Genomic DNA, 21,860 nt, shown 5'->3' with positions numbered 1-21,860 from the left:
CCGCCCGTCCGGCGGCAGGCAATAGGCTGGAGGCCCGGAACCGGGACCAGCCGAGAGGGACCACTGATGAGCATTGCCGCGCCGACCGCCGAGACCCGCTGGCGCTGCACCCTGTGCGGCAACCTGACCCGTTTCGACGTCACCCGCTCGTCCCGGGTGACCGACTTCCTGCACTTCGACCTCTCCGGCGAGTCCAAGGTCGAGGAGACCCAGGTGCTCGCGGAGACCATCGAGTCCGTGCGCTGCCGCTGGTGCAACGCCGTCGACCAGGTCGAGCTGGTGGCCCGCCCCGGCGCCGAGGAGTCCGCGGAGGGCGGGGCCCAGCAGGGCTGACGCCGTCCCCACCGCCCCGCGTTCCCGTCCGGCCCGGACGGGGGCGCGGGGCGCACTCGTCGGCGGGGTGCTGTCGGAGCGGCACGGTAGACGGGACAATTGGCAGCAGCGGCGGACACCAACCCCCGCCCGGCACCCGCCGGGAGGGCCCGCCAGGACCAGGATCGGAGCCGAGGACAGTGGCGGAGGCAGCGAACGCGCCGGCGGGCCCGGACGGGACCGCGCCCGCCCCGGCCCGGGACGACGCGGCGGAGACGGCCGGGCGCCCCCTGCCCGAGGGCGTGCGCCGGCGGGTGGTCGGCATCGCCTCGGACGCGCTCGGCGGCATCGCCCCGGCCGAGCTGCCCGCCTCGCTGCGCCCGTACGCCAAGTTCACCCCGGCCCGGCGGGCCAAGTACGCGGCGACCGCGCTGGCCGCCGCGCTGGAGTCGGACCCGGCGTTCCGGGTCCGGATAGCCGAACGGCTGCGGCTCGGCCAGCCCGACCTGGTGCAGGCCCTGGAGTCGGGCGCCGTCCCGGCCGCCGCCGACCCGATGGACGTGGCCGCCGCCGCCTACCTGGTCCGCCCGTCCGGCTGGGCCCGGCTGGTGGAGGAGGCCGGCGAGGAGGCCGAGCGGGTCGACGCCGAGGGCGCCGCCGCCGAGGCCGCCCGGCTGGCCGAGAAGCTCCAGGAGGAGCTGGCCGAGGCCCGGGCCGCGGCCCGCGGCGAGCTGGAGCGGCACCGGGCCGAGGCCGAGGGGGTGCGCCGGGAGGCGGAGTCGCTGCGCAAGAAGGTCCGCTCGCTGGAGGCGGACACCCGGCGGGCGCAGGCCGAGAACCGCCGGCTGGCCGGGGAGCTGGCCGAGGCCCGGGCCGCCGCCGCCGCCGAGCGCAGCGCCGCCGAGAGCGAGGCCCGGCGGCTGCGGCACCGGGTCGCCGAGCTGGAGGCCGCGGTGGAGAGCGGGCGGCGCACCGCCCGGGAGGGCCGCAGCGTCGAGGACATGCGGCTGCGGCTGCTGCTGGACAGCGTGCTGCAGTCGGCCCAGGGCCTCCAGCGCGAGCTGGCGCTGCCGGTGACCGCGCTGCGCCCGGCCGACCTGGTGGAGGCGGTCGAGCCCGGTTCGGCCTCGCCGCACGACGTGGCCCGGCGCGGCCTGGCCGAGGACGACCCGGCGCTGTTGGACCAGCTGCTGGCCATCCCGCAGGTCCACCTGGTGGTGGACGGCTACAACGTGACCAAGACCGGCTACCCCCAACTGCCGCTGGAGCAGCAGCGGATGCGGCTGCTGGGCGGGCTGGCGATGCTGGCCCAGCGCACCCAGGCCGAGGTGACCTGCGTGTTCGACGGCCAGGACCTGGACGTGCCGGTGATCATGGCCCCGCCGCGCGGGGTGCGGGTGCGTTTCAGCCGGACCGGGGAGACCGCGGACGAGCTGATCCGCCGGCTGGTGCGGGCCGAGCCGCAGGGCCGTCCGGTGGTGGTGGTCTCCGCCGACCGGGAGGTCGCCGACGGGGTCCGCAAGGCGGGGGCGCGGCCGGTGGCCTCGGTGCTGCTGCTGAACCGGCTGGCGCGCAGCTGAGGGGTGGTCGGCGGGCCCCCGGGCGGCCGGAGTGTGACGGTCCCGTGAAAGGGGGCGGGGGTGGGCATCCGAAAGCCCCCGGGAGTGGACGCGGGGGCGGGGACTTCACTAGGGTCTGGCGTCAAACCTATATTCCGGACCATCACTCGTCGGGGTGAGTCCAGCAGGAAGAAGGAGCTCCCCCTTGGCCTCCCACCGCCGTCCCAAGCAGCCGAGCCGTGCGCGGATCTCCGTGTTCACCGCTGCCGCCGCGACCGCGGTCGCCCTGACGGCCCAGGCCAGCGCGCACGCCGCCCCGGCCCAGCCGAACAAGGACGAGGTGAAGGCGCAGGTCGACAAGCTGCTGGAGGAGCAGGAGCAGTCCGCCGAGAAGTACAACGGCGCCAAGGAGCGGGCCGACCAGCTCCGCAAGCAGGCCGACGACCTGCAGGACCAGGTGGCCCGCGGCCAGGAGCAGTTGACCGAGCTGGCCTCCGGGCTGGCGGCGGTGGCCGGCGACCAGTACCGGCAGGGCGGCGTCGACCCGTCGATGCAGCTGATGCTCTCCTCGAACCCGGACCAGTACCTCACCCAGGCCACCTCCTTCGGGCAGGCGGCCAGCACCCAGGCCGAGACGCTCAAGTCGCTCAAGGACCAGCAGCGCCGCCTGGACCAGCAGAAGCAGGAGGCCTCCCAGGTCCTCCAGGAGCTGGACAGCCAGACCCAGGCGCTCAACGACGCCAAGAACGACGTGAACGCCAAGCTCGCCGAGGCGCAGAAGCTGCTCTCCAAGCTGAACGCCGCGGACCGCGCCTCCATCCTCCGCGGCTCGGGCGGCGGCACCGCCTCGCGCAGCGCCTCCCGGGTGGACCCGTCCACCCTGCCGCCGGCCAGCGGCTACGCGGCGACCGCGGTGGCGGCCGCGCTCGGCAAGCAGGGCTCGGCGTACGTGTGGGGCGCCACCGGGTCGAGCACCTTCGACTGCTCGGGCCTGATGGTGTGGGCGTACAAGCAGGCCGGCGTCTCGCTGCCGCGCACCTCGCAGTCGCAGGGCAGCTACGGCACCAACGTGGGCACCGACTGGCACAACGCGCAGCCCGGCGACCTGGTCATCTACTACGGCGACCGGCACCACGTCGGCATGTACATCGGCAACGGCCTGGTGGTGCACGCGCCGCGCACCGGTGACGTGGTGAAGACGATGAAGGTCGACACCCTGCCGATCTCCACCATCCGCCGGGTCTGACCGGGTCCGGTTGGGTCTGGTCGGGGCCGACCGACGGTCCGGCGAATCGGACAAACGCCCCGTCGGGCGACAATTGACGTACCGTGACACGCCCGGGCCGGTCGAGATCCCGCTGTGATCCGTGACACGCCCGGGTGTGGTGTTTCTCGGCCGCAGGGTGAGAATTGCTCCGTGCTGGGTAGTGAATCGATCACGTTCGGTCATATGTGTCGAGGTATTTGATTCAGAATCAGATTTTTTTCCGACAAGGATTTGAACGGATCACGGATCGGTTACTAGGGTCGTGCTTCGACCACCGCAGTGTCGATCGCCCAAGGGGGGCGGCGGCGGAGGTCGCCGCCGAGTCCGTGACGCAGCGGGCAGACCGTCAACACCGGGTCTGCCGACGGGGATACCCCTGCGGGGGTGCTGTCGAACGGAGCCGGGGAACCACGTTCCCCCGGGGTGAATCGGCGCCGGGCCGACCGCCGCGCGCGGTCGGTGAAGCGCCGTAGGGCATCTCTTCCAGCCCGAACCCGTCAGCTCACCCGGTAGGCGGTGTGAGGAAGAAGGAGTCCGCCTTCGTGGCGTCCCATCGCCGTCCCAAGCCCGTCGGCCGTGCCCGGGTCTCGATTCTCACTGCCACCGCCGCCGCTGCCGTGGCGCTCTCCGCCCAGGGCGGGGCGCACGCCGACCCGGCACCGACCAAGGACCAGGTCAAGGCCCAGGTCGACGAGCTCAACGAGCAGGCCGAGGTGAAGACGGAGGCGCTCAACGCCTCGGTCGAGAAGCAGCAGGACCTGCAGAAGCAGGTCGGCCAGCTCCAGGACCAGCTCGCCCGGCAGCAGGAGCAGGTGACCTCCGCCCGGGAGTCGCTGGCCGGCATCGCCGCCGAGCAGTACCGCACCGGCACCATGCCGCAGACCATGCAGCTGATGCTCTCCAGCAGCCCGGACACCTTCCTGGGCCAGGCCGGCGCGCTGAACGCGGTCGGCTCCACCCAGGCCGACCTGCTCAAGACCTTCCAGAACGAGCAGGCCAAGCTCGACGCGCAGCGCAAGGAGGCCGAGACCAAGCTCGCCGAACTGGACACCACCACCAAGGCCCTCAAGGCCGACAAGGAGGACGTCCAGGCGAAGCTGGCCAAGGCCCAGGAACTGCTCAACACGCTGACCCAGCAGGAGCGCGAGCAGCTCGCCGCCGCCGAGGCCAAGGCCGCCGCGGACGCCAAGGCGAAGGCCGACTCCGCCCAGCAGCAGCAACAGCAGCAGCAGCCGCGGGCCTCCCGCGACAGCGGCCGGGCGGAGCTGAACGCCCCGGCGTCCTCCAGCTTCTCGGGCAACGCGGTCGGCGCGGCGGCCTCCAAGCTGGGCAGCTGGTACTCCTACGGCGCGGCCGGGCCGAGCACCTTCGACTGCTCCGGGCTGATGCAGTGGGCCTACAAGCAGGCCGGGGTGTCGATCCCGCGCACCTCGCAGGCGCAGGCCGGGGCCGGCACCAGCCTCGGCACCAACATCGCCAACGCCCGCCCGGGCGACCTGATCATCTACTACGGCGACCAGCACCACGTCGGCATGTACGTCGGCAACGGGCAGATCATCCACGCCCCGCACACCGGCGCGCAGGTCCGCTACGAGTCGGCGACCGCCATGCCGATCAACCGGATCGTCCGGATCTGACGCTCCGTCGAGGCCCCGGCCCGGTACCCCGTACGGGGTGCCGGGCCGTTCTCGTGCGAATGCCCGATTAGGGGTCAAATATTCGGTGCTGTCGGGGTTTGGACTGGATCGGCCGGAATCGCTAACCTCTGCCCCCGGGCCCCCGCGAGGACGGCCGTCCGACCGCGGGCGGCGGCGGAGGCCGGCCGCAGAACGGAGCCGTCGCGCGTGTCCGTGCCCCGCCGCACCCCACTGCCCGGCGTCCAGCGCCTCGCCCGCGCCCTGGCGCTCACCGCCGCCGCCACCGGCGCGCTCGGCCTGACCGTGGGCGGGGCCGCCGCGGCCCCGCTCAGCCCCGCCGACCCGCCCAACCGCGGCGAGGTCAAGGCCCGGGTCGACCAGCTCTACGAGGAGGCCGAGCGGGCCTCCGAGCAGTGCAACGCCGCGCTGGAGCAGCAGCGGCGGCTCCAGGCCGAGGCCGGCGCCCTCCAGGACCAGGTCGCCGCCGGGCAGGAGGAGCTGAACCGGATGCGTGGCGACCTGGGCGCCGTCGCCGCCGCCGAGTACCGCTCCCAGGGCATCGACCCCGCCGTCCGGCTGATGCTCGACCAGGACCCGGCCGGCTACCTGACCGGCGCCCGCTCGCTCGAACAGGCCACCGCCCGGCAGGGCGACCGGCTGCGCGAGCTGGCCGAGCGGGCCCGGCGGCTCGACGAGCGCCGGCACGAGGCCGGCGCCAAGCTCGACGAGCTGGAGCGGGCCAGGCAGCGGCTGTCCGCCGCCAAGGACGAGGTCCGCGAGCGGCTGGCCACGGCCCAGCGGCTGCTGAACGGCCTCGCCCCCGCCGAGCGGGCCCGGCTGACGGCCGACGACGCCCGGGCGGCCCGGCAGCGCGCCACCCGCGGCACCGACCGGATCGACCTCGGCGACCAGCCGCCCTCCTCCGACCGGGCCGCCGCCGCGCTGGCCGCCGCCCTCTCCAAGATCGGCTCCCCCTACGTCTACGGATCGACCGGCCCCGGCACCTTCGACTGCTCCGGTCTGATGTACTGGTCGTGGCGGCAGGCCGGAGTGACCCTGCCGCGGACCTCGCAGGCGCAGGCCACGGCCGGCCGGCGGGTGAGCCTCGCCGAAGCCCGGCCCGGAGACCTGGTGATCTTCTACAGCGACAGGCACCACGTCGGCATGTACGCCGGCGGGGGCGTCGTCGTGCACGCCCCCTACCCCGGGGCCCGGGTCCGCTACGAGAGCGTCGGCGCGATGCCGGTCAACACGGTGGTGCGGGTCTGAGCCTCGTCGACGAGCCCCTGGTCACCGACCCGGCGACGGCCACCGGGCCGGGCCGGGCCGGTGCTCCGCTGTCCCGGCGGGCCGCCCTGCTGCTGGCCGCCGCCGGGGCCACCCAGCTCTCGCTCCCGCCGGTCCGGCCCGCCCGGCCGGCCCCCGCCGCGCCGCCCGCGCCGCCGCCCGGGCTGCGGGAGACCGCCGTACGGCTGCTGGAGCAGCGGGCCCGCGCGGTGGCCGGCCGGGACACCGCCGGGCTGCTGGCGGGCTCCGCGGACGGCGCCGAGGAGGCCGACCGGGACCTGCTGACCCGGACCGCCGGGCTGCGCTTCGCCGCGTACACGCTGAAGCTGACCTCCTTCGCCGAGCCGCCCGCCGACGCGGACCGGGTGCGGGTCGGCGCCGAACTGGGCTACCGGTTGGCCGGGGTGGACGACTACCCGGTGCTGCTGGAGCGGCAGGTCGAGCTGGTGCGTGAGGCGGCCGGCTGGCGGGTGGCCCGGGAGGTGCCGACCGGCGCGGCCGCGCCCTGGGACCTGGGCACCGTCCGGACCGCGGAGGGCAGGCGCGGCCTGGTGCTCGGCCTCGGCGAGGTGGCGGAACTGGCCGCGCTGGCCGAGCTGGCGGACCGGGCGGTGCCCGCGGTGGAGGCGGTCTGGGGGCCGTTCGCGGGTCGGCTGCTGCTCGAACTGCCGCTCACCGAGCAGCAGTTCGCCCGCCGGATGGACGTCTCCGCGGACGCCTACCAGGGCATAGCGGCGGTCACCCTGGCGGTCGGCGGCGCCCCCGTGCACACCCCCGCCGACCGGATCGTGGTCAACCCCGACGCGTACCGGCAGCTCAGCGAACTCGGCCGCCGGGTGGTGGTCACCCACGAGGCCACCCACGTCGCCACCCGGGCCGACACCAGGTCCTGGACGCCGCTGTGGCTCTCCGAGGGCGTCGCCGACTACACCGGCTACCGGGACGCCGGGCGCACCGCCCGGCAGATCGCCCCCGAGCTGGCCAAGGACGTCCAGGCCGGGCGGCTGCCCGCCGCGCTGCCCGCCGACGAGGCGTTCACGGCCGGTGCGGCCGGCATCGCCCAGGCCTACGAGCTGGCCTGGCTGGCCTGCGACCTGATCGCCCGCCGGTACGGGCAGGACCGGCTGGTGGCGCTCTACCGCACCGTCGGGGCCTTCGGCGAGGGCGGGCTGGAGCGCGCCATGAAGGCCCAACTCGGGCTCGGGGTGGCGGAGTTCACCAAGGACTGGACGGCCGAGGTGGCCCGGCTCCGGAGCTGAGCCGGGCGGGCTGATCCGGGCTGATCCGGGCTGATCCGGGCTGATCCGGGCAGGGTGCCGCGCTCAGGCGTCGAGGGCCCGCTCCAGGCCGGGCGCGTCCAGGAACGCGGTGTGGGTGCCCGCGACGGTGCAGGTGTACGCCCCGGCCACCGCGCCGGCCCGCATGCACTCCTCCACCGGGCGGCCCGCCAGCCGCCGGTGCAGGAAGCCGGCGACGAAGGCGTCGCCCGCGCCGTTGCTGTCCACGACCGGGGCGCCCGGGTCGACCGCCGGGAAGTGCCGGGGCGCAGCGTCCTCCCGGGTCAGCAGGAAGGCGCCGTCCGCGCCCGCGGTGGCCACCACCAGCTCGGCCCGGCCCCGGGCCAGCACCGCGCGCATCGCCGCCTCCGGTCGGCCCCCGAGGCCCGCCGCGGAGAGGAACACCAGGTCCGAGCGGAGGGCGTAGTGCAGGTGGTGCCCGTTGGCGCCGTCCCAGGCGTGCAGGTCGGTGGAGCTGCTGCGGCCCAGCCGCTCGATGTCCGGGTACATGTCCCGGTTGACGCCGGTGATCGACAGGTGGACGTGCGCCGAGCGCTCCAGCAGCGGCAGCCAGAACGCGCGCGGCAGCCGGGCGTCCGCCGGGTGCCGGCCGTCGTAGAAGGAGAACCGCAGGCCGTCCCGGTCGACCAGGTTGACGCTGCGCGGGGTGCCGGCCGGGGCGGGCAGGTGGCTGAAGTCCAGGCCGCGGCGGGCGTACTCGGCCAGCACCAGGGCGCCCTGCGGGTCGTCGCCGAGGAAGTCGGCGAACTTGGTGCGCAGACCGAGCGCCAGGCAGGCCAGGGCCACGCCGTTGCCGGTGTGCGCCGGGTAGTCCAGCACCGGGGGACGGCCAGCGAGTCGCGGCCCGGGGGGACCTCCAGCCGGTCCACCCGCACGATGGTGTCCACGCCGACGCCACCGACGATCAGGATGTCGTAGTCGATCATCCGGTGATGGTGACAGCCCGGGACCCGCGCTGCAAGGAGTTTCAGAAACTTGCAGGCGGTGGTCCGGGACAGGACCGGGGAGGGCCGCGACAGGGCCGGGTCAGGGCCGGGACAGGGCCGGGTCAGGGGCGGTCGGCCGGGGTGAGGTCGTCCAGCAGGTCCTGCTCGTAGGCGATGCCCGGGCGCACCGGGTACTGCGGGCCCACCTGCCCGGCCGGCAGCACCACCGTGGTCAGCGCCTCCCGCCGCCGGGTCGAGCGCCACAGCCGGTACGCCGACAGCACCGTGCACGCCACCAGCAGCAGGTTGCGGGCGGTCAGCACCAGCACGCCGTCCAGCTCGCTGTGGTTCACCGAGCCGAACATCACCGGGAACTCCAAGGTGGTCAGCGCCGCCGCCACCAGCACCGGCACCGCCACCGGGCGCTGGCTGCTGCCGCGCACCGTCAGGCAGACCGCGACCAGGCCGACCACCCAGATCAGGTACTGCGGGCTGATCACCCGGCTGGTCGTGACGAAGATCAGCAGCGCGCACAGCGCCGCGTCGAAGGTGGTCGCCGCCGTCCAGCGGGCCGCCCGCAGCCGCCACACCAGCAGCCAGCCGAAGCCCAGCACCGACAGCCCGACCATCACCTTGGAGATCACCGGCACCCACGGCCCGAGGAACTCCGTCGAGCCGTAGTTCATCGTCACGGTGCCGTGCCACGACCCCGCCAGCCGGGCGAAGTGCAGCGGCAGCGCGCCCACCGACTCGATCTCGATGCCGCGCTCCGACTGGAACTTCAGGAACTCGAACGCCCCGTTCATGCCCGCCGTCAGCAGGAACCCCAGCGCCGCCGCGAACGCCACCGCCGAGGTCCACGCCCGCCGGGTCCGCCGCCCGCGCGGCGAGCCGATCAGCGCCAGCAGCGGCCACACCTTCAACAGGCCGCCCAGGCCCAGCAGCACCCCGCTCAGCGCCGGACGCCGCAGCATCACCAGCAGGCCGGCCACCGCCAGCGCCGTCACGATGATGTCGTACCGGCAGTACGCCGTCGGCCCCAGCAGCGGCACGCCCACCACCCAGTACCAGCCGCCCAGGTAGCTGCGGCCCCGGCGGACGCCCGCCCGCATCAGCAGCGCCATCGCGGCCGCGTCCACCACCCCGCAGATCACGAAGAACGACACCAGGTACGACCAGGGCAGCAGCCCCGGCAGCAGGATCACCAGCGCCGCGCCCGGCGGGTACTGCCAGGTCACGTCGTCCAGCGGGAAGGTGCCGGTGCGCAGCACCTCGTACCAGCTGTGGTAGATCACCGAGATGTCGGAGCTCACGTCGCCGATCTTCAGCACGTTGACAGCCATCAGGACGACCAGCACCCTGGTCGCCACCCAGCCGCCGGCCAGGGCCCACAGCGGACGGCGGCTCGGCACGGCAACGGCCGGGGATGACGGCGCCGACGGCTCCGCGCCACCGGGCCTCTCGGCCTGGGCTGACTCCACTGCGCTCCTTCAGGTCGTCGCGTGCACGCCGGAACACCGGGCGGACGGGGCCCCACCGGAAGGACCGCCGGCCGGCCCGAACGGTTGCGGCGGCGCTCCCGACGTCACCGAACCGTGTCCGGATCGCCCGGGCGGCGGGCGGCTCCGGTCCGGTCCCGTTCCGGCCCCCGTCCGCCGGACCGGCGGTGCGGTCGGCGGTGCGGTGGCCGGGGCGGCCGGCGGCGCGGCCCGCGTTCCCGGTGGACGGGCACGGTGACCTATCGTACGGACCACTCACAGGTAGTCCGAGCACCCCCCGACCGAGCGAGCCGCGGCATGCACAAGACCCTCATCGTCACCAACGACTTCCCGCCCAGGCCCGGCGGAATCCAGGCGTTCGTGCACAACATGGCCGTCCGGCAGCCCGCCGGGTCGGTCGTGGTGTACGCCTCCACCTGGCGGGACGGCCGGGAGGTCGCCGAGTTCGACGCCCGGCAGCCCTTCCCGGTGGTCCGGGACCGGACGAGGATGATGGTCCCGACGCCGCGGGTGACCCGCCGCGCCGCCGAGATCCTCCGGGCGGAGGGCTGCACCTCGGTCTGGTTCGGCGCCGCCGCCCCGCTCGGCCTGATGGCCCCCGCGCTGCGCCGGGCCGGCGCCGGACGGCTGCTCGGCATGACCCACGGGCACGAGGCCGCCTGGGCCCAACTCCCGGTCTCCGCGCAGCTGCTGCGCCGGATCGGGGCCGGGACGGACGTGCTGACCTACCTGGGCGAGTACACCCGCGCCCGGATCGCCCGGGCGGTCGGCCCGGACGCCGCCCGCCGGATGGTCCAACTGCCGCCCGGCGTCGACGAGTCCACCTTCCGGCCGGACTCCGGCGGGGACGCGGTGCGGGCCGGGCTCGGGCTCAGCGAGCGGCCGGTGGTGGTGTGCGTGTCGCGGCTGGTGCCGCGCAAGGGCCAGGACACGCTGATCCGGGCCCTCCCGCGGGTGCTGGCCGCCCAGCCCGACGCGGTGCTGCTGATCGTCGGCGGCGGGCCGTACCGGGCCGAGCTGGAGAAGCTCGTCGACACGGTGGGCGTCCGCTCCTCGGTGGTCTTCACCGGCGCGGTGCCCTGGGAGGAACTGCCCGCGCACTACGGGGCCGGCGACGTCTTCGCCATGCCCTGCCGCACCCGCCGGGGCGGCCTGGACGTCGAGGGCCTGGGCATCGTCTACCTGGAGGCCTCCGCGACCGGACTGCCGGTGGTCGCCGGGGACTCGGGCGGGGCGCCGGACGCGGTCCGCGAGGGCGAGACCGGGTACGTGGTGCCGGGCCAGGGCGGCGAGGCGCTGCTCGCGGAACGGCTGGTGCGGCTGCTGGGCGACGAGCGGCTGCGCCGCGAGATGGGCGAGGCCGGGCGCGCGTGGGTGCACGCGGCCTGGCGCTGGGACATGCTCGCGGAGCGGCTCACGGGGCTGCTGTCGCCCGAGCGGTAGGCCGGCGGAGCGGGAGGCGAACCCGGGGGCGCGGGGAACTGCGCCCCCGGGTTCGCCTCACCTGGTGTAGAGCGCCTCGATCTCGGCGGCGAAGTCCTTGAGGACGACGTTGCGCTTGAGCTTGAGGGAGGGGGTGAGGTGGCCGCCGGCCTCGGTGAAGGTGGTGGTGAGGAGGCGGAACTTCTTGACCGCCTCGGCGTGCGAGACGGCCTGGTTGCCGTCGTCGATCGCGGCCTGGACGGCGGCGAGCAGGTCGGGGTCGTCGCGGAGCTGTTCGACGGTGGCGTCGGCGGGCTTGCCGTTGAGGGCCTTCCAGCGCGGGAAGAACTCGTCGTCCACGGTGACCAGGCAGGCGATGAAGGGCCTGCGGTCGCCGACCACCATGACCTCGCCGACGATCGCGTGGGCGCGAATCCGGTCCTCGATCACCGCGGGGGCGACGTTCTTGCCGCCGGCGGTGACGATGATCTCCTTCTTGCGGCCGGTGATGGTCAGGTAGCCCTCGTCGTCCAGCGAGCCGAGGTCGCCGGTGGCGAACCAGCCGTCCCGCAGGGCGTCGGCGGTGGCGGCGGGGTTGTTCCAGTAGCCGGTGAAGACCTGCGGGCCCTTGAGCAGGACCTCGCCGTCCTCGGCGATCCGGACCGCGGAGCCGGGCAGCGGCTGGCCGACGGTGCCGATCTTCGGCTTGTCGTTCGGGTTGAAGGCGGTCGCGGCGCAGGACTCGGTGAGGCCGTAGCCCTCCAGGACGACGAAGCCGATGCCGCGGTAGAAGTGGCCGAGCCGCTCGCCGAGCGGGGCGCCGCCGGAGATGGCGTACCGGCAGCGCCCGCCGAGGGCGTTGCGGAGCTTGCTGTAGACCAGCCGGTCGAAGACCGCGTGCCGGACGCGCAGGCCGAGCGGGGGCGGCCGGTGTCGAGGGCGCGGCTGTAGGCGACGGCGGTGTCGGCGGCCCGGTCGAAGATCCTGCCCTTGCCGTCGGACTGGGCCTTGGCGCGGGCGGTGTTGTAGACCTTCTCGAAGACCCGGGGGACGCCGAGGATCAGCGTCGGCTTGAAGGAGCCGAGCTCCTCGGTGACGTTCTTGACGTCGGAGACGTGGCCGAGCTTGACCGGGGCGATGGCGGCGGCGATCTCGGCGATCCGGCCGAGCACGTGGGCCAGCGGCAGGAACAGCAGGACGGAGGACTCGCCGGTGCGGAACAGCTCGGGCATCCGGGCGGTGACGTTGCCCAGTTCGGCGAGGAAGTTGCCGTGGGTGAGCTGACAGCCCTTGGGGCGACCGGTGGTGCCGGAGGTGTAGACGATGGTGGCGATCGAGTCCGGTCCGGCCAGCGCCCGGCGTTCGGCGATCACCGCGTCGTCCACGCCGGCGCCGGCCAGGGTCAGGGCCGCGATGCCGCCCCGCTCGATCTGCCAGGTGTGCGCCAGCCCGGGCAGGGCGCCGCGGACGTCGTCGACCACGGCGGCGTGCTGGTCGGTCTCGGTGACGACGGCGAGGGCGCCGGAGTCGCCGAGGATCCACTGCACCTGTTCGGCGGAGGAGGTCTCGTACACCGGGACGGTGATCGCGCCGGCGGTCCAGATCGCGAAGTCGAGCAGCGTCCACTCGTAGCGGGTGCGGGACATCACGGCGACCCGGTCGCCGGGGCCGACGCCGGTGGCGACCAGGCCCTTGGCGACGGCGTGCACCTCGGCGAGGAACTGGGCGGCGGTGAGGTCCTGCCACTGTCCGGCGGACTTGCGGCTGAGCACAGCGACGCCCGGGTGCCGCTCCGCGTTCTGGTGGACCAGGTCGGCGAGGTTGCCGTCGCTCGGTACCTGGTAGCGGGCCGGAAGGCTGAACTCGTCGAGCAAGACTGCTCCTCGTCTGCGACGCTGCGGGACGACTGGACGTTACTGCCGGGTAGGCAGGTTCGGCCAGGGGGGTCGGCCCGGGTGTTCCGATCGTCACACCGCAGGTCGGAAGTGCGGGTGGACCGAACCGAACCCTACGGCAGCGCGGAGGTGACCCGCCGGTAGGTGCCCGCGCGGGAAGCGGGCGGCCCCGCCCGCGATAGCCTCTGCTGGGCGCACAGCAGCACAGGGAGATCGCGGAGGCCGCAATGGCGGAGCACACCAGGTCGAGCATTGTCATCGACGCCACCCCGGCCGAGGTCATGGCGGTGATCGCCGACTTCGCCGCCTACCCGGAGTGGACCGGCGAGGTGAAGGAGATCGACGTCCTGGAGACCGGCCCCGACGGCCGCGCCGCCAAGGTGCGGCTGCTGCTGGACGCCGGTGCGATCCGCGACGAGCACACCCTGGCCTACACCTGGGACGGCGACCGCGAGGTCGGCTGGACGCTGGTCAGCAGCCAGATGCTGCGCGCCCTGGACGGCTCGTACGCGCTCGCCGCCGCCGGGAAGGGCACCGAGGTCACCTACCAGCTGGCCGTGGACGTCAAGATCCCGATGCTCGGCATGATCAAGCGCAAGGCCGAGAAGGTCATCATCGACCGGGCCCTGGCCGGCCTGAAGAAGCGCGTCGAGGGCTGATCCGGCTCGTGGCCACCCGCACCGTACTGGTCAGCGGCCCGGAGTCCGCCCGGATCGCCGCCGCCACCGCCCTGCACCACGCCCGGCGGGGCAGCGACACCCTGCTGCTGGCCGCCGACGACCCGCACCGCGCCGCCGACGACCTGCTCGGCGTCCGGCTCGGCCCCGAGCCCGTCGAGCTGGAACCGCACCTGGCCGCCGCCCGGCTCGACGAGCAGGCCGCCTTCCGGGCCGCCCTCGACGGCTACCGCGACCGGCTCGCCCCCGCGCTCGACCTGATCGGCGCCCAGCCGCTCGACCCCGACGAACTCGCCCCGCTGCCCGGCACCCGCGCCCTCGCCCTGCTGCGCGCCCTGCCCCGGGCCAAGGCCGAGGTGCTGGTGGTCGCCGCCCCGCCGCCCGCCGAACTGATCGCCACCCTCGCGCTGCCCGCCCAACTGGAGCGCTACCTGGCCCGGCTGCTGCCCGAGCAGCGCCAGGCCGCCCGCGCGCTGCGCCCGCTGCTGGCCAACCTGGCCGGCGTCCCGATGCCCACCGACCGGCTGTTCGAGGCCCGGGCCGCCGCCTCCGCCGCGCTCGCCGAGGCCGCCGCCGCGATCACCGCCCCCGGCACCACCGTCCGCCTGGTGCTGGACGCCGCCCGGCCCGCCCCCCGGGCGCTGGCCCGGATCAGGGCCGGGCTGGCCCTGCACGGCCTGCCGCTGGACGCCGTCGTCGCACACGGCGCGCTGCCCGCCGCCGCGCTCGGCTCCGCGGACCCCTGGCTGGCCGCCACGGCCGCCCGGCAGAACGAGCAACTGGCCGCCGTCGCCGAGCAGTTGGGCGAAGTCCCGGTGCTGGTCGCCCGGCAGCCCGACGGCGGCCCGGAGGCGCTGGCCGAACGGCTCTACGCCGCCGGCGCCCCCCGGCCGCCCGCCCCCGCCGACCCGCGGGTCGAGGACCGGCTGGCCGCCGAGAACCGGCTGCTCTGGCACCTGCCGCTGCCCGGCGCCGACCGGGGCGACCTGGAACTGCTGCGCCGCGGCGACGAGTTGGTGCTCGGCGTCGGAGGTTACCGGCGGGTCCTGGCACTCCCGTCCGCCCTGCGCCGTTGCACCGTCAGCGGGGCCGGGCTGGCGGACGGGGTGCTGTCGGTGCGGTTCACGCCCGATCCCGCGCTGTGGCCGCGGGGCTAGCCGGTACCGAGGGACGAGGAGTGGCGCGGTGAGCACGGAACAGCAGGACCAGGAGCAGGGCAGGGAACAGGAACGGCCCGGCGGTGCGGGGGAGTTCGCGCCGCTGGTGGAGGAGGTGCGGAAGTTCGCCACCGCACTGGGCGGCAAGGCCGTGGAGTTCGGCGGCCGGCTGCGCGAGTCGAACCCCGAGGTGTACGGCCACCTCGCCGCCGCCGGCGGGGAGTTGCTGGCCGCCTACCGGGCCGCCGTGGCCGGGCACGAACGGAGCTGGTCAGCGCCCCAACACGCCGAGACCGAACGGGTGGACCTGGACGGGGCCGCGGAGGCCCCCGACAAGTAGTTAAGGCGGTCGAATGGCATTGTCACGCTAGGGTGACAATACATTACCGAACGGTACCGTTGGTATGACTTCTGAAGGCACCATGACCAATGGGTCGGGAATTGCCTTCGAATAATGTACGCCAGGCTGTATACGTGGGTACCCCTCAGCGGGTACGGTTCCGCTGAGCGGGAACGAGTGAATAGCTGAGGGACACATGGCTCTGACCATCGGCGTGGACGTCGGCGGTACCAAGATCGCAGCAGGCGTGGTCGACGAGTCCGGCGAGATTCTGGCCAAGACCCGGGTGCCCACCCCGGCCGACCCCCAGTGGGCGGTCGACGCCATCGCCCAGGGCGTACGGGAGTTGAAGGACCAGTTCCCCGACGTCGCGGCGGTCGGCGTCGGCGCCCCCGGCTTCGTCAACCGGGACCGCTCCACCGTCCTGATGGCGCCCAACATCGCCTGGGAGAACGAGCCCCTCAAGCAGCGCGTCGAGGAACTCACCGGCCTGGAGACCGTCGTCGAGAACGACGCCAACTGCGCCGCCTGGGCCGAGTTCCGGTTCGGCGCCGCCGCCGAGTACGAGGACATGGTCCTGATCACCGTCGGCACCGGCATCGGCGGCGGCATCGTCCTCGACGGCCGGCTGCACCGCGGCCGGTTCGGCGTGGCCGGCGAGATCGGCCACCTGAACATGGTCCCCGACGGCCTGGAGTGCGGCTGCGGCGGCCACGGCTGCTGGGAGCAGTACGGCTCCGGGCGGGCGCTGCGCCGCTACGGCCGCGAGCGCGCCGCCGCCGACCCGATCGCCGGCAAGCGGATGCTCGAACTCAACGACGGCGTCGCCGAGACCATCCGCGGCATCCACATCACCGAGGCCGCCGAGGAGGGCGACGCGCTGGCGCTGTCCTGCTACGCCGAGCTCGCCGACTGGCTCGGTCGCGGCATGGCCGACCTCGCCGCGCTGTTCGACCCGGGCGTCTTCGTCCTCGGCGGCGGCGTCTCCGACTCCGGCAACCTGCTGCTCGACCCGGTCGCGGCGAGCTTCGAGACGTACCTGACCGGCGGCCCGGCCCGGCCCCGCGCCAACGTGGTGCTGGCGTCGATGGGTTCGGCCGCGGGCATCGCCGGCGCGGCCGACCTGGCCCGGATCTGACGCGCGGGCGCACCGCGCGGAGCACAGGGGTGCGGGGACGGGCACGCGGCGGCGGGTGAACGCCGCGCACCCGTCCCCGCCCCCCTGCCCGCGCACCGCCGCCCGCCCCTCCCCGGGCGCCCGGTTCTTCGCGCTGCGCGCGCCCGGCGCCTGTTACTGTCGGTCAGGTGACGGACACTGAGGCTGGGTTGGCGTCCTCCGGGGTGGAGCCGGACGGGGCGCGTCGGGTGCGGGTGCTGAGTTACAACGTGCGGTCGCTGCGGGACGACCGGGCCGCGGTGGCCCGGGTGATCCGGGCCTGCGAGCCGGACGTGGTGTGCGTGCAGGAGTCGCCCCGGTACTGGAAGACCGAGAAGGCGGCGGCCTGGCTCGCCCACCGGACCGGGACGGTGATCCTGGCCGGCGGCGGACGGGTGGCGGCCGGGCCGCTGCTGCTGGGGAACCTGCGGGTCGACCTGCTGGAGCTGCGGGACGTGCTGCTGCCGAAGACCCGCGGGCTGCACGCGCGCGGCTTCGCCGGCGCGCTGCTGCAGATCGGCGGCAGCCGGCCGTTCTCGGTGACCAGCTGCCACCTGAGCCTCGAACCGGCCGAGCGGCTAAGGCAGTTCGCCCTGCTGCGGGCCCAACTCCGCCCCGGCGAACCGGGCGTGATCGCCGGAGACTTCAACGAGCCGCCGGAGGGCCCGGGTTGGCGCGCCCTCGCGGCGGAACTCACCGACGCGCACGCCAAGGCCCCCTGGGGCGGGACGTACACCTCGGTGCCCAAGCAGCCCTACCAGCGGATCGACGGGGTGTTCGCCACCCCGGACGTCGAGGTGCTGGGCTGCGGCGTGCCCTACCCGCTGCCGGGCGTCACGGAGGCGGACCTGCGGGCGGCCACCGACCACCTGCCGGTGCTGGCGACGCTGCGCATCCCCGCCCCGGAGCAGACCGCGCCGCAGTGAGCCGCAGTGAGCCGCAGTGAGCCGCGGTGGGCCCTGGTGAGCCCGGGCCGAGCCGAGCCGGGCCGAGCCGGGTCGTGGCGAGCGGGGCCGGGCGGTCGTCCGGCCCCGGGCGGTGCGGCCGGCTCAGACCACGGCGCCGCCGTTCGGGTCCTCCGGCTCGTCCTCGTCGCGGTCCTTCATCCGGGCCACCAGGGTGCCGAAGCCGCCCAGGAAGGACAGGATGCCGACCCAGGCGGGCCAGCCGGAGACCTCGCGCCAGACCACCGCGTCGAACAGCAGCAGCGCCGGGCCGCCCAGCACCGCCAGCCAGGCGAACTTGGCGGTGGTGTCGGCGGCGGGCAGCGGCGGGGGCTCCGGCGGCACGAAGTGGCCCTCGTCCTCGTCCTCGGCCGGCGTGTAGTCGCGCGGCCCGTCCCCCGGCCGGGGACCGGGCGCGGCGTGAAGTCGCCCAGGCCGCCGTTGCTGGTGGTGGGCGCGGTCGGGCCGCGCCGCTCCCGCTCCCGCTCGTTCTGCGCCCGCAGGTTCTCCACCTCGGGCCAGGCCGGATCGGTGAGGTCGACCGGATCGTCGAACTGGGCGACCAGCGCGGCGAAGATCGCGTCCTGCTCGGCCTGGCTGCCCGCGGCGGGGCGGCGCGGAGCCGGTTCGGGCCCGGCCCCGGCGGCCTCCGGCCCGGCCGCCTGGGCGTCCTCGCGGGGCAGGTCCTCGTCGTCGTTCGCCTTGCTGGTCTCGTTCACATTCGGCCTTTCAGCCCGAGTGGTTCCCGGCATCGACCGCCGCTGCCGGGGCCAGCCGCCGGACGAAGTCGAGGCTCGCCTCGAAGATCAGACCGGCGTCGTGGTCCAGCGTGGCCACGTGGAAGCTGCGGTCGAGCAGCAGCTCCGTCACATCGGTCGAGGATATCCGGGCGAGCACCATCGCCGAGTTGCGCGGCGAGACCACGTGGTCCTGCGGACTGTGCATCAGCAGAACCGGCTGGGTCACCGCCGGCATTCCCGCCCGGGCGCTCTCCCACAGCCGGGCCAGCGACCAGGCGGCGTGCAGCGGGACGCGGTCGTAGCCGACCTCGGTGGCGCCCGGCAGGGCGATGTCCCCGGCCACGCCGGGCAGCGAGGGGACCAGGTGGCGCAGGACCGGGAGAAGTACCGTCGCGGGGTTGTCGGAACGCACCGAGGGGTTGACGAGCACCAGTCCGGAGATCCGCCCGCCGTGCTTCGCGGCGAGCTTCAGGGCCAGCGAACCGCCCATCGACAGCGCGCAGACGAAGACCTGCTCGCAGTCGGCCGCCAGCTCCTCGAAGGCGGTCTCGGCGGTGGCGTACCAGTCCTCCCAGCGGGTCGGCTGGAGGTCCTGCCAGCGGGTGCCGTGGCCCGGCAGCAGCGGGACGGAGACGGTCAGGCCCGCCTCGGCCAGGTGTTCGGCCCAGGGGCGCATGGACTGCGGGAACCGGTGAAACCGTGGACCAGCAGCACACCGACCGGACCGCCCGCTCGGCGGTACGGCTCGGCTCCCGGTAGCAGCGGCATGCAGGACTCCTGGAGGTGCGGGCAGGGTGAGGGTGGCTCGATGGTCCCACGGGCGGGATGCGCCGTACAGGGGCCCGGTGCGGGGACCGGCGGTTCGCCGGTGCACCGGGCGGGAGACGGGGGCATTAGGATCGTCCGGTCCGCACCACAGGAGGCCCCGGTTGTTCTACCGACTGATGAAGATGATCGTCGCGCCGCTGCTGCGGATCTTCTTCCGGCCGTGGATGGAGGGCGAGGAGAACATTCCGGACGAGGGCCCGGCCATCCTCGCCAGCAACCACCTGTCGTTCTCCGACTCGTTCTTCCTGCCCGCGCTGCTCAAACGCCGGGTGACCTTCATCGCGAAGGCCGAGTACTTCACCACGCCCGGCCTCAAGGGCCGGCTGACCGCCGCGTTCTTCAAGGGCGTCGGCCAGCTGCCGGTGGACCGCTCGGGCGCCCGCGGCGCGGGTGAGGCGGCGATCCGCAGCGGCATCGCGGTGATCGAGCGGGGCGAGGTCTTCGGCGTCTACCCGGAGGGCACCCGCTCGCCCGACGGCAAGCTGTACCGCGGCAAGGTCGGCGGCCTGGCCCGGGTCGCGCTGGCCACCGGCGCGCCGGTGATCCCGGTCGCGATGATCGACACCGAGAAGGTGCAGCCGCCCGGCCAGGTGGTCCCCAACTTCGGCGTCCGGCCCGGCATCCGGATCGGCCGCCCGCTGGACTTCTCGCGCTACCGGGGCATGGAGAACGACCGGTTCATCCTGCGCTCGGTCACCGACGAGGTGATGTACGAGATCATGCGGCTCTCGGGCCAGGAGTACGTGGACATCTACGCGACCGCCGCCAAGCGGCAGCTCGCCGAGGAGAAGAAGGCCGCGGACGCCGACCGCAAGGCCCAGCAGAAGGCGGACGCGGAGGCCGCGGCCAGGGCGAAGCCGAAGGCCGACGCGGAGGCGGGGGCGGGGGCCGACGGCGAGGCGGACCCGGACGCGAAGCCGGAGGACGCGAAGCCAGACGACCCGGAGCCGGGCGACGCGAAGGACGACGGGGCCTGACGGCCCGTCACGAGGGGGGCTCGGGGTGAGCGAGGACCACAGACCCGTCGGACCCGTCGGACCCGTCGCCGCGCCGCACCGCGGCCCGGCCCGGGTGCCGGTCCCGGCCGCGCCGGCCGGGGTGGCGGCAGCGGTGGCGGCCGGCGGGATGTCGGTGGAGCTGCCGCTCTGGCGCGCCATGGGGTACTTCCGGGTGCTCGCGCTGGCGTACGCGGTGCTGCGGTACCTCACCGCGTACCGGGAGTTCCTGCACCCGGTGTCCGGCTGGATCTTCCTGGGCGCGCTGAGCCTCTGGACGCTGGCCTCGATCCGGGCCTTCGCCGGGCCGCAGCGCTGCACCTGGCTCGTGCTCGGCACCGACCTGACCGCGGCCGTCACCGGCATCGTGATGAGCGGGTTCATCGACACCCCGGCCCGGTCCACGCGGGCGCGCCGACCCTGCCGACCATCTGGGCGGCCGGCACCGTGCTGGGCTTCGCCGGCAAGGGCGGCTGGCGGGCCGCCGCGTTCGCCGGGGCGGTGATCGGCGCGGCCAACATCCTCGGCCACGGCGGGGTCAGCCCCGACAACCTGCACAACATCGTGCTGCTGCTGCTCGCGGGCTGCGCCATCGGCTACGTGATCGAACTGGCCCGGGCCAGCGAGGCGGTGCTCACCCGGGCGCTCCAGGTGGAGGCCGCCACCCGGGAGCGCGAACGCCTCTCCCGGGACATCCACGACGGGGTGCTCCAGGTGCTCGCCCTGGTCCACCGCCAGCAGGGCGACGCCGCCGAGCTCGGCCGGCTGGCCGGCGAGCAGGAGCGCGCGCTGCGGGCCCTGATGGCCGGCGGGCGGCTGCCCGGGCAGCCCGCACCGGACGGCGAGCAGGACCTGCGCCCGCTGCTGGCCCGGCACGCCGACGAGCGGATCACCCTCGCCGCGCCCGCCACCCCCGTGCTGCTCCCCGCGGCCGTCGCCGCCGAACTGGCCGCCGCGGTGGCCGCCGCGCTCGACAACGTCCGGCGGCACGCCGGGGAGGCGGCCCGGGCGTGGATCCTGGTCGAGGACGAGCCGGACGCGGTCACCGTCTCGGTGCGCGACGACGGGCCGGGCTTCCCGGCCGGCCGGCTGGCCGAGGCGCAGCGCGACGGCCGGCTGGGCGTCGCGCAGTCGATCCGCGGCCGGATGCTGGACCTCGGCGGCAGCGCCGAGCTGTACGCGGTGCCCGGCCAGGGCGTCGAGGTGGAACTGCGGTGGCCGAGGAGGGGACATGACGGCTGATCAGCCGGTGCGGGTGATGGTGGTGGACGACCACCCGATGTGGCGCGACGGGGTCGCCCGGGACCTGGCGGAGGCCGGGTTCGCGGTGGTCGCCACCGCCGGGGACGGCGAGGAGGCGGTCCGCCGGGCCCGGGCCAGCGCCCCGCAGGTGGTGGTGCTGGACCTCAACCTGCCGTCGCTGTCCGGCGCGGAGGTGTGCCGCCGGGTGGTGGCCGCCGACCCGGCGGTGCGGGTGCTGGTGCTCTCCGCGAGCGGCGAGCACGGGGACGTGCTGGAGGCGGTGAAGTCCGGCGCCACCGGCTACCTGGTGAAGTCGGCCGGCCGCGAGGAACTGCTCGACGCGGTGCGCCGCACCGCCGTCGGCGACCCGGTGTTCACCCCGGGCCTGGCCGGCCTGGTGCTCGGCGAGTTCCGCCGCCTGGCCACCGAGCCCGGCACCCCCGCGCAGCCCGCCGCCCCGCAGCTCACCCCGCGCGAGACCGAAGTGCTGCGACTGGTCGCCAAGGGCCTGTCCTACCGCCAGATCGCCGACCGCCTTGTGCTCTCGCACCGCACCGTGCAGAACCACGTCCAGAACACCCTGGGCAAGCTCCAGCTGCACAACCGGGTCGAGCTGGTCCGGTACGCGATCGAGCAGGGCCTGGACGAGGAACTGGGCTGAGCGGCGGGCCGGTGCGCG

Annotated in this window: 17 protein-coding genes, 3 pseudogenes and 1 riboswitch; of the genes and pseudogenes, 15 read left to right on the top strand and 5 right to left on the bottom strand. The window is 74.8% G+C overall.

All coding sequences use genetic code 11. The features are described 5' to 3' along the window. Nucleotides 1-66: 66 nt before the first annotated feature. The 6 genes from QMQ26_RS10220 (at nucleotide 67) to QMQ26_RS10195 (ending at nucleotide 7,321) form a co-directional block, all read left to right on the top strand. Entirely contained in the window at nucleotides 67-333 is a 267-nt protein-coding gene (locus QMQ26_RS10220) for a hypothetical protein (protein WP_100835845.1), read from the top strand. Nucleotides 334-512: 179 nt separating this feature from the next. Next, the gene (locus tag QMQ26_RS10215) at nucleotides 513-1,892 is read left to right on the top strand and encodes an NYN domain-containing protein (RefSeq protein WP_282205490.1); all 1,380 of its coding nucleotides are present in this window, start codon (nucleotides 513-515) and stop codon (nucleotides 1,890-1,892) included. 184 nt (nucleotides 1,893-2,076) lie between these two features. Then, nucleotides 2,077-3,117 (top strand): C40 family peptidase, encoded by a 1,041-nt coding sequence (locus tag QMQ26_RS10210; protein WP_100835843.1) that lies wholly within the window; start codon nucleotides 2,077-2,079, stop codon nucleotides 3,115-3,117. 396 nt (nucleotides 3,118-3,513) lie between these two features. Then, a riboswitch (cyclic di-AMP (ydaO/yuaA leader) is annotated at nucleotides 3,514-3,670 on the top strand. Nucleotides 3,671-3,680: 10 nt separating this feature from the next. Continuing rightward, nucleotides 3,681-4,775 carry a C40 family peptidase gene (locus QMQ26_RS10205; protein WP_100835842.1) on the top strand — a complete coding sequence of 365 codons (1,095 nt, stop codon included), beginning with the start codon at nucleotides 3,681-3,683 and terminating at the stop codon, nucleotides 4,773-4,775. Between the two features lie 207 nt (nucleotides 4,776-4,982). Then, on the top strand, nucleotides 4,983-6,044 hold the full coding sequence (locus QMQ26_RS10200; RefSeq protein ID WP_282205489.1) for a C40 family peptidase: 1,062 nt from the start codon (nucleotides 4,983-4,985) through the stop codon (nucleotides 6,042-6,044). Between the two features lie 227 nt (nucleotides 6,045-6,271). After that, on the top strand, nucleotides 6,272-7,321 hold the full coding sequence (locus QMQ26_RS10195; protein WP_282205488.1) for a gluzincin family metallopeptidase: 1,050 nt from the start codon (nucleotides 6,272-6,274) through the stop codon (nucleotides 7,319-7,321). Between the two features lie 63 nt (nucleotides 7,322-7,384). Here QMQ26_RS10195 and QMQ26_RS10190 read toward each other — a convergent pair whose 3' ends face one another. Beyond that, complete coding sequence (locus tag QMQ26_RS10190; protein WP_282205487.1) at nucleotides 7,385-8,179, bottom strand: carbohydrate kinase family protein; 795 nt, start codon at nucleotides 8,177-8,179, stop codon at nucleotides 7,385-7,387. Between the two features lie 229 nt (nucleotides 8,180-8,408). Continuing rightward, nucleotides 8,409-9,698 carry a glycosyltransferase family 87 protein gene (locus tag QMQ26_RS10185; RefSeq protein WP_282205486.1) on the bottom strand — a complete coding sequence of 430 codons (1,290 nt, stop codon included), beginning with the start codon at nucleotides 9,696-9,698 and terminating at the stop codon, nucleotides 8,409-8,411. 384 nt (nucleotides 9,699-10,082) lie between these two features. Here QMQ26_RS10185 and QMQ26_RS10180 point away from each other — a divergent pair, with 384 nt between their 5' ends. Continuing rightward, entirely contained in the window at nucleotides 10,083-11,228 is a 1,146-nt protein-coding gene (locus QMQ26_RS10180; RefSeq protein ID WP_282205485.1) for a glycosyltransferase family 4 protein, read from the top strand. A 57-nt stretch (nucleotides 11,229-11,285) separates the two neighbouring features. Here QMQ26_RS10180 and QMQ26_RS10175 read toward each other — a convergent pair. Next, nucleotides 11,286-13,081: pseudogene (locus tag QMQ26_RS10175) on the bottom strand (AMP-dependent synthetase/ligase). 248 nt (nucleotides 13,082-13,329) lie between these two features. Between QMQ26_RS10175 and QMQ26_RS10170 the strand changes: the two are divergent. The 5 genes from QMQ26_RS10170 to QMQ26_RS10150 all read left to right on the top strand — a co-directional run bounded on the left by QMQ26_RS10170 (nucleotide 13,330) and on the right by QMQ26_RS10150 (nucleotide 17,358). Beyond that, a complete protein-coding gene (locus tag QMQ26_RS10170) occupies nucleotides 13,330-13,761 on the top strand; it encodes an SRPBCC family protein (RefSeq protein WP_100835835.1) in 432 nt (143 codons plus the stop codon). 8 nt (nucleotides 13,762-13,769) lie between these two features. Beyond that, nucleotides 13,770-14,936 (top strand): ArsA family ATPase, encoded by a 1,167-nt coding sequence (locus QMQ26_RS10165; RefSeq protein WP_282205484.1) that lies wholly within the window; start codon nucleotides 13,770-13,772, stop codon nucleotides 14,934-14,936. Between the two features lie 28 nt (nucleotides 14,937-14,964). After that, nucleotides 14,965-15,276, top strand: a complete 312-nt coding sequence (locus QMQ26_RS10160; protein ID WP_282205483.1) for a DUF5304 family protein — start codon at nucleotides 14,965-14,967, stop codon at nucleotides 15,274-15,276. A 196-nt stretch (nucleotides 15,277-15,472) separates the two neighbouring features. Then, nucleotides 15,473-16,414, top strand: coding sequence for an ROK family glucokinase (locus tag QMQ26_RS10155; RefSeq protein ID WP_100835832.1), 942 nt, complete (start codon nucleotides 15,473-15,475; stop codon nucleotides 16,412-16,414). Nucleotides 16,415-16,581: 167 nt separating this feature from the next. Next, a complete protein-coding gene (locus QMQ26_RS10150; RefSeq protein ID WP_282205482.1) occupies nucleotides 16,582-17,358 on the top strand; it encodes an endonuclease/exonuclease/phosphatase family protein in 777 nt (258 codons plus the stop codon). A gap of 123 nt (nucleotides 17,359-17,481) precedes the next feature. Here the strand turns inward: QMQ26_RS10150 and QMQ26_RS10145 are convergent, their stop codons facing one another. Beyond that, entirely contained in the window at nucleotides 17,482-17,721 is a 240-nt protein-coding gene (locus QMQ26_RS10145; protein ID WP_318552226.1) for a hypothetical protein, read from the bottom strand. 384 nt (nucleotides 17,722-18,105) lie between these two features. Further along, a pseudogene (locus QMQ26_RS10140) lies at nucleotides 18,106-18,884 on the bottom strand (alpha/beta hydrolase). 176 nt (nucleotides 18,885-19,060) lie between these two features. Between QMQ26_RS10140 and QMQ26_RS10135 the strand changes: the two are divergent. From QMQ26_RS10135 to QMQ26_RS10125, 3 genes and pseudogenes are all read left to right on the top strand, one after another. Further along, nucleotides 19,061-19,921 (top strand): lysophospholipid acyltransferase family protein, encoded by an 861-nt coding sequence (locus tag QMQ26_RS10135; RefSeq protein WP_282206485.1) that lies wholly within the window; start codon nucleotides 19,061-19,063, stop codon nucleotides 19,919-19,921. A gap of 148 nt (nucleotides 19,922-20,069) precedes the next feature. After that, nucleotides 20,070-21,181 (top strand): annotated as a pseudogene (gene macS / locus QMQ26_RS10130) (MacS family sensor histidine kinase). Further along, the gene (locus tag QMQ26_RS10125) at nucleotides 21,171-21,842 is read left to right on the top strand and encodes a response regulator (protein ID WP_282205481.1); all 672 of its coding nucleotides are present in this window, start codon (nucleotides 21,171-21,173) and stop codon (nucleotides 21,840-21,842) included. The pseudogene macS and the gene QMQ26_RS10125 overlap by 11 nt, the downstream one beginning before the upstream one ends. Nucleotides 21,843-21,860 lie beyond the last annotated feature (18 nt).

The sequence above is a fragment of the Kitasatospora fiedleri genome (genome assembly GCF_948472415.1).
GTDB lineage: Bacteria > Actinomycetota > Actinomycetes > Streptomycetales > Streptomycetaceae > Kitasatospora > Kitasatospora fiedleri.
This window is presented reverse-complemented; position numbering and strand designations above follow the sequence as displayed.

Coding starts and splice junctions, on each gene's coding strand:
- QMQ26_RS10155 (WP_100835832.1), top strand. CDS start 15,473: ATGGCTCTGACCATCGGCGTGGACGTCGGCGGTACCAAGATCGCAGCA.
- QMQ26_RS10135 (WP_282206485.1), top strand. CDS start 19,061: ATGAAGATGATCGTCGCGCCGCTGCTGCGGATCTTCTTCCGGCCGTGG.
- QMQ26_RS10220 (WP_100835845.1), top strand. CDS start 67: ATGAGCATTGCCGCGCCGACCGCCGAGACCCGCTGGCGCTGCACCCTG.
- QMQ26_RS10170 (WP_100835835.1), top strand. CDS start 13,330: ATGGCGGAGCACACCAGGTCGAGCATTGTCATCGACGCCACCCCGGCC.
- QMQ26_RS10125 (WP_282205481.1), top strand. CDS start 21,171: ATGACGGCTGATCAGCCGGTGCGGGTGATGGTGGTGGACGACCACCCG.
- QMQ26_RS10180 (WP_282205485.1), top strand. CDS start 10,083: ATGCACAAGACCCTCATCGTCACCAACGACTTCCCGCCCAGGCCCGGC.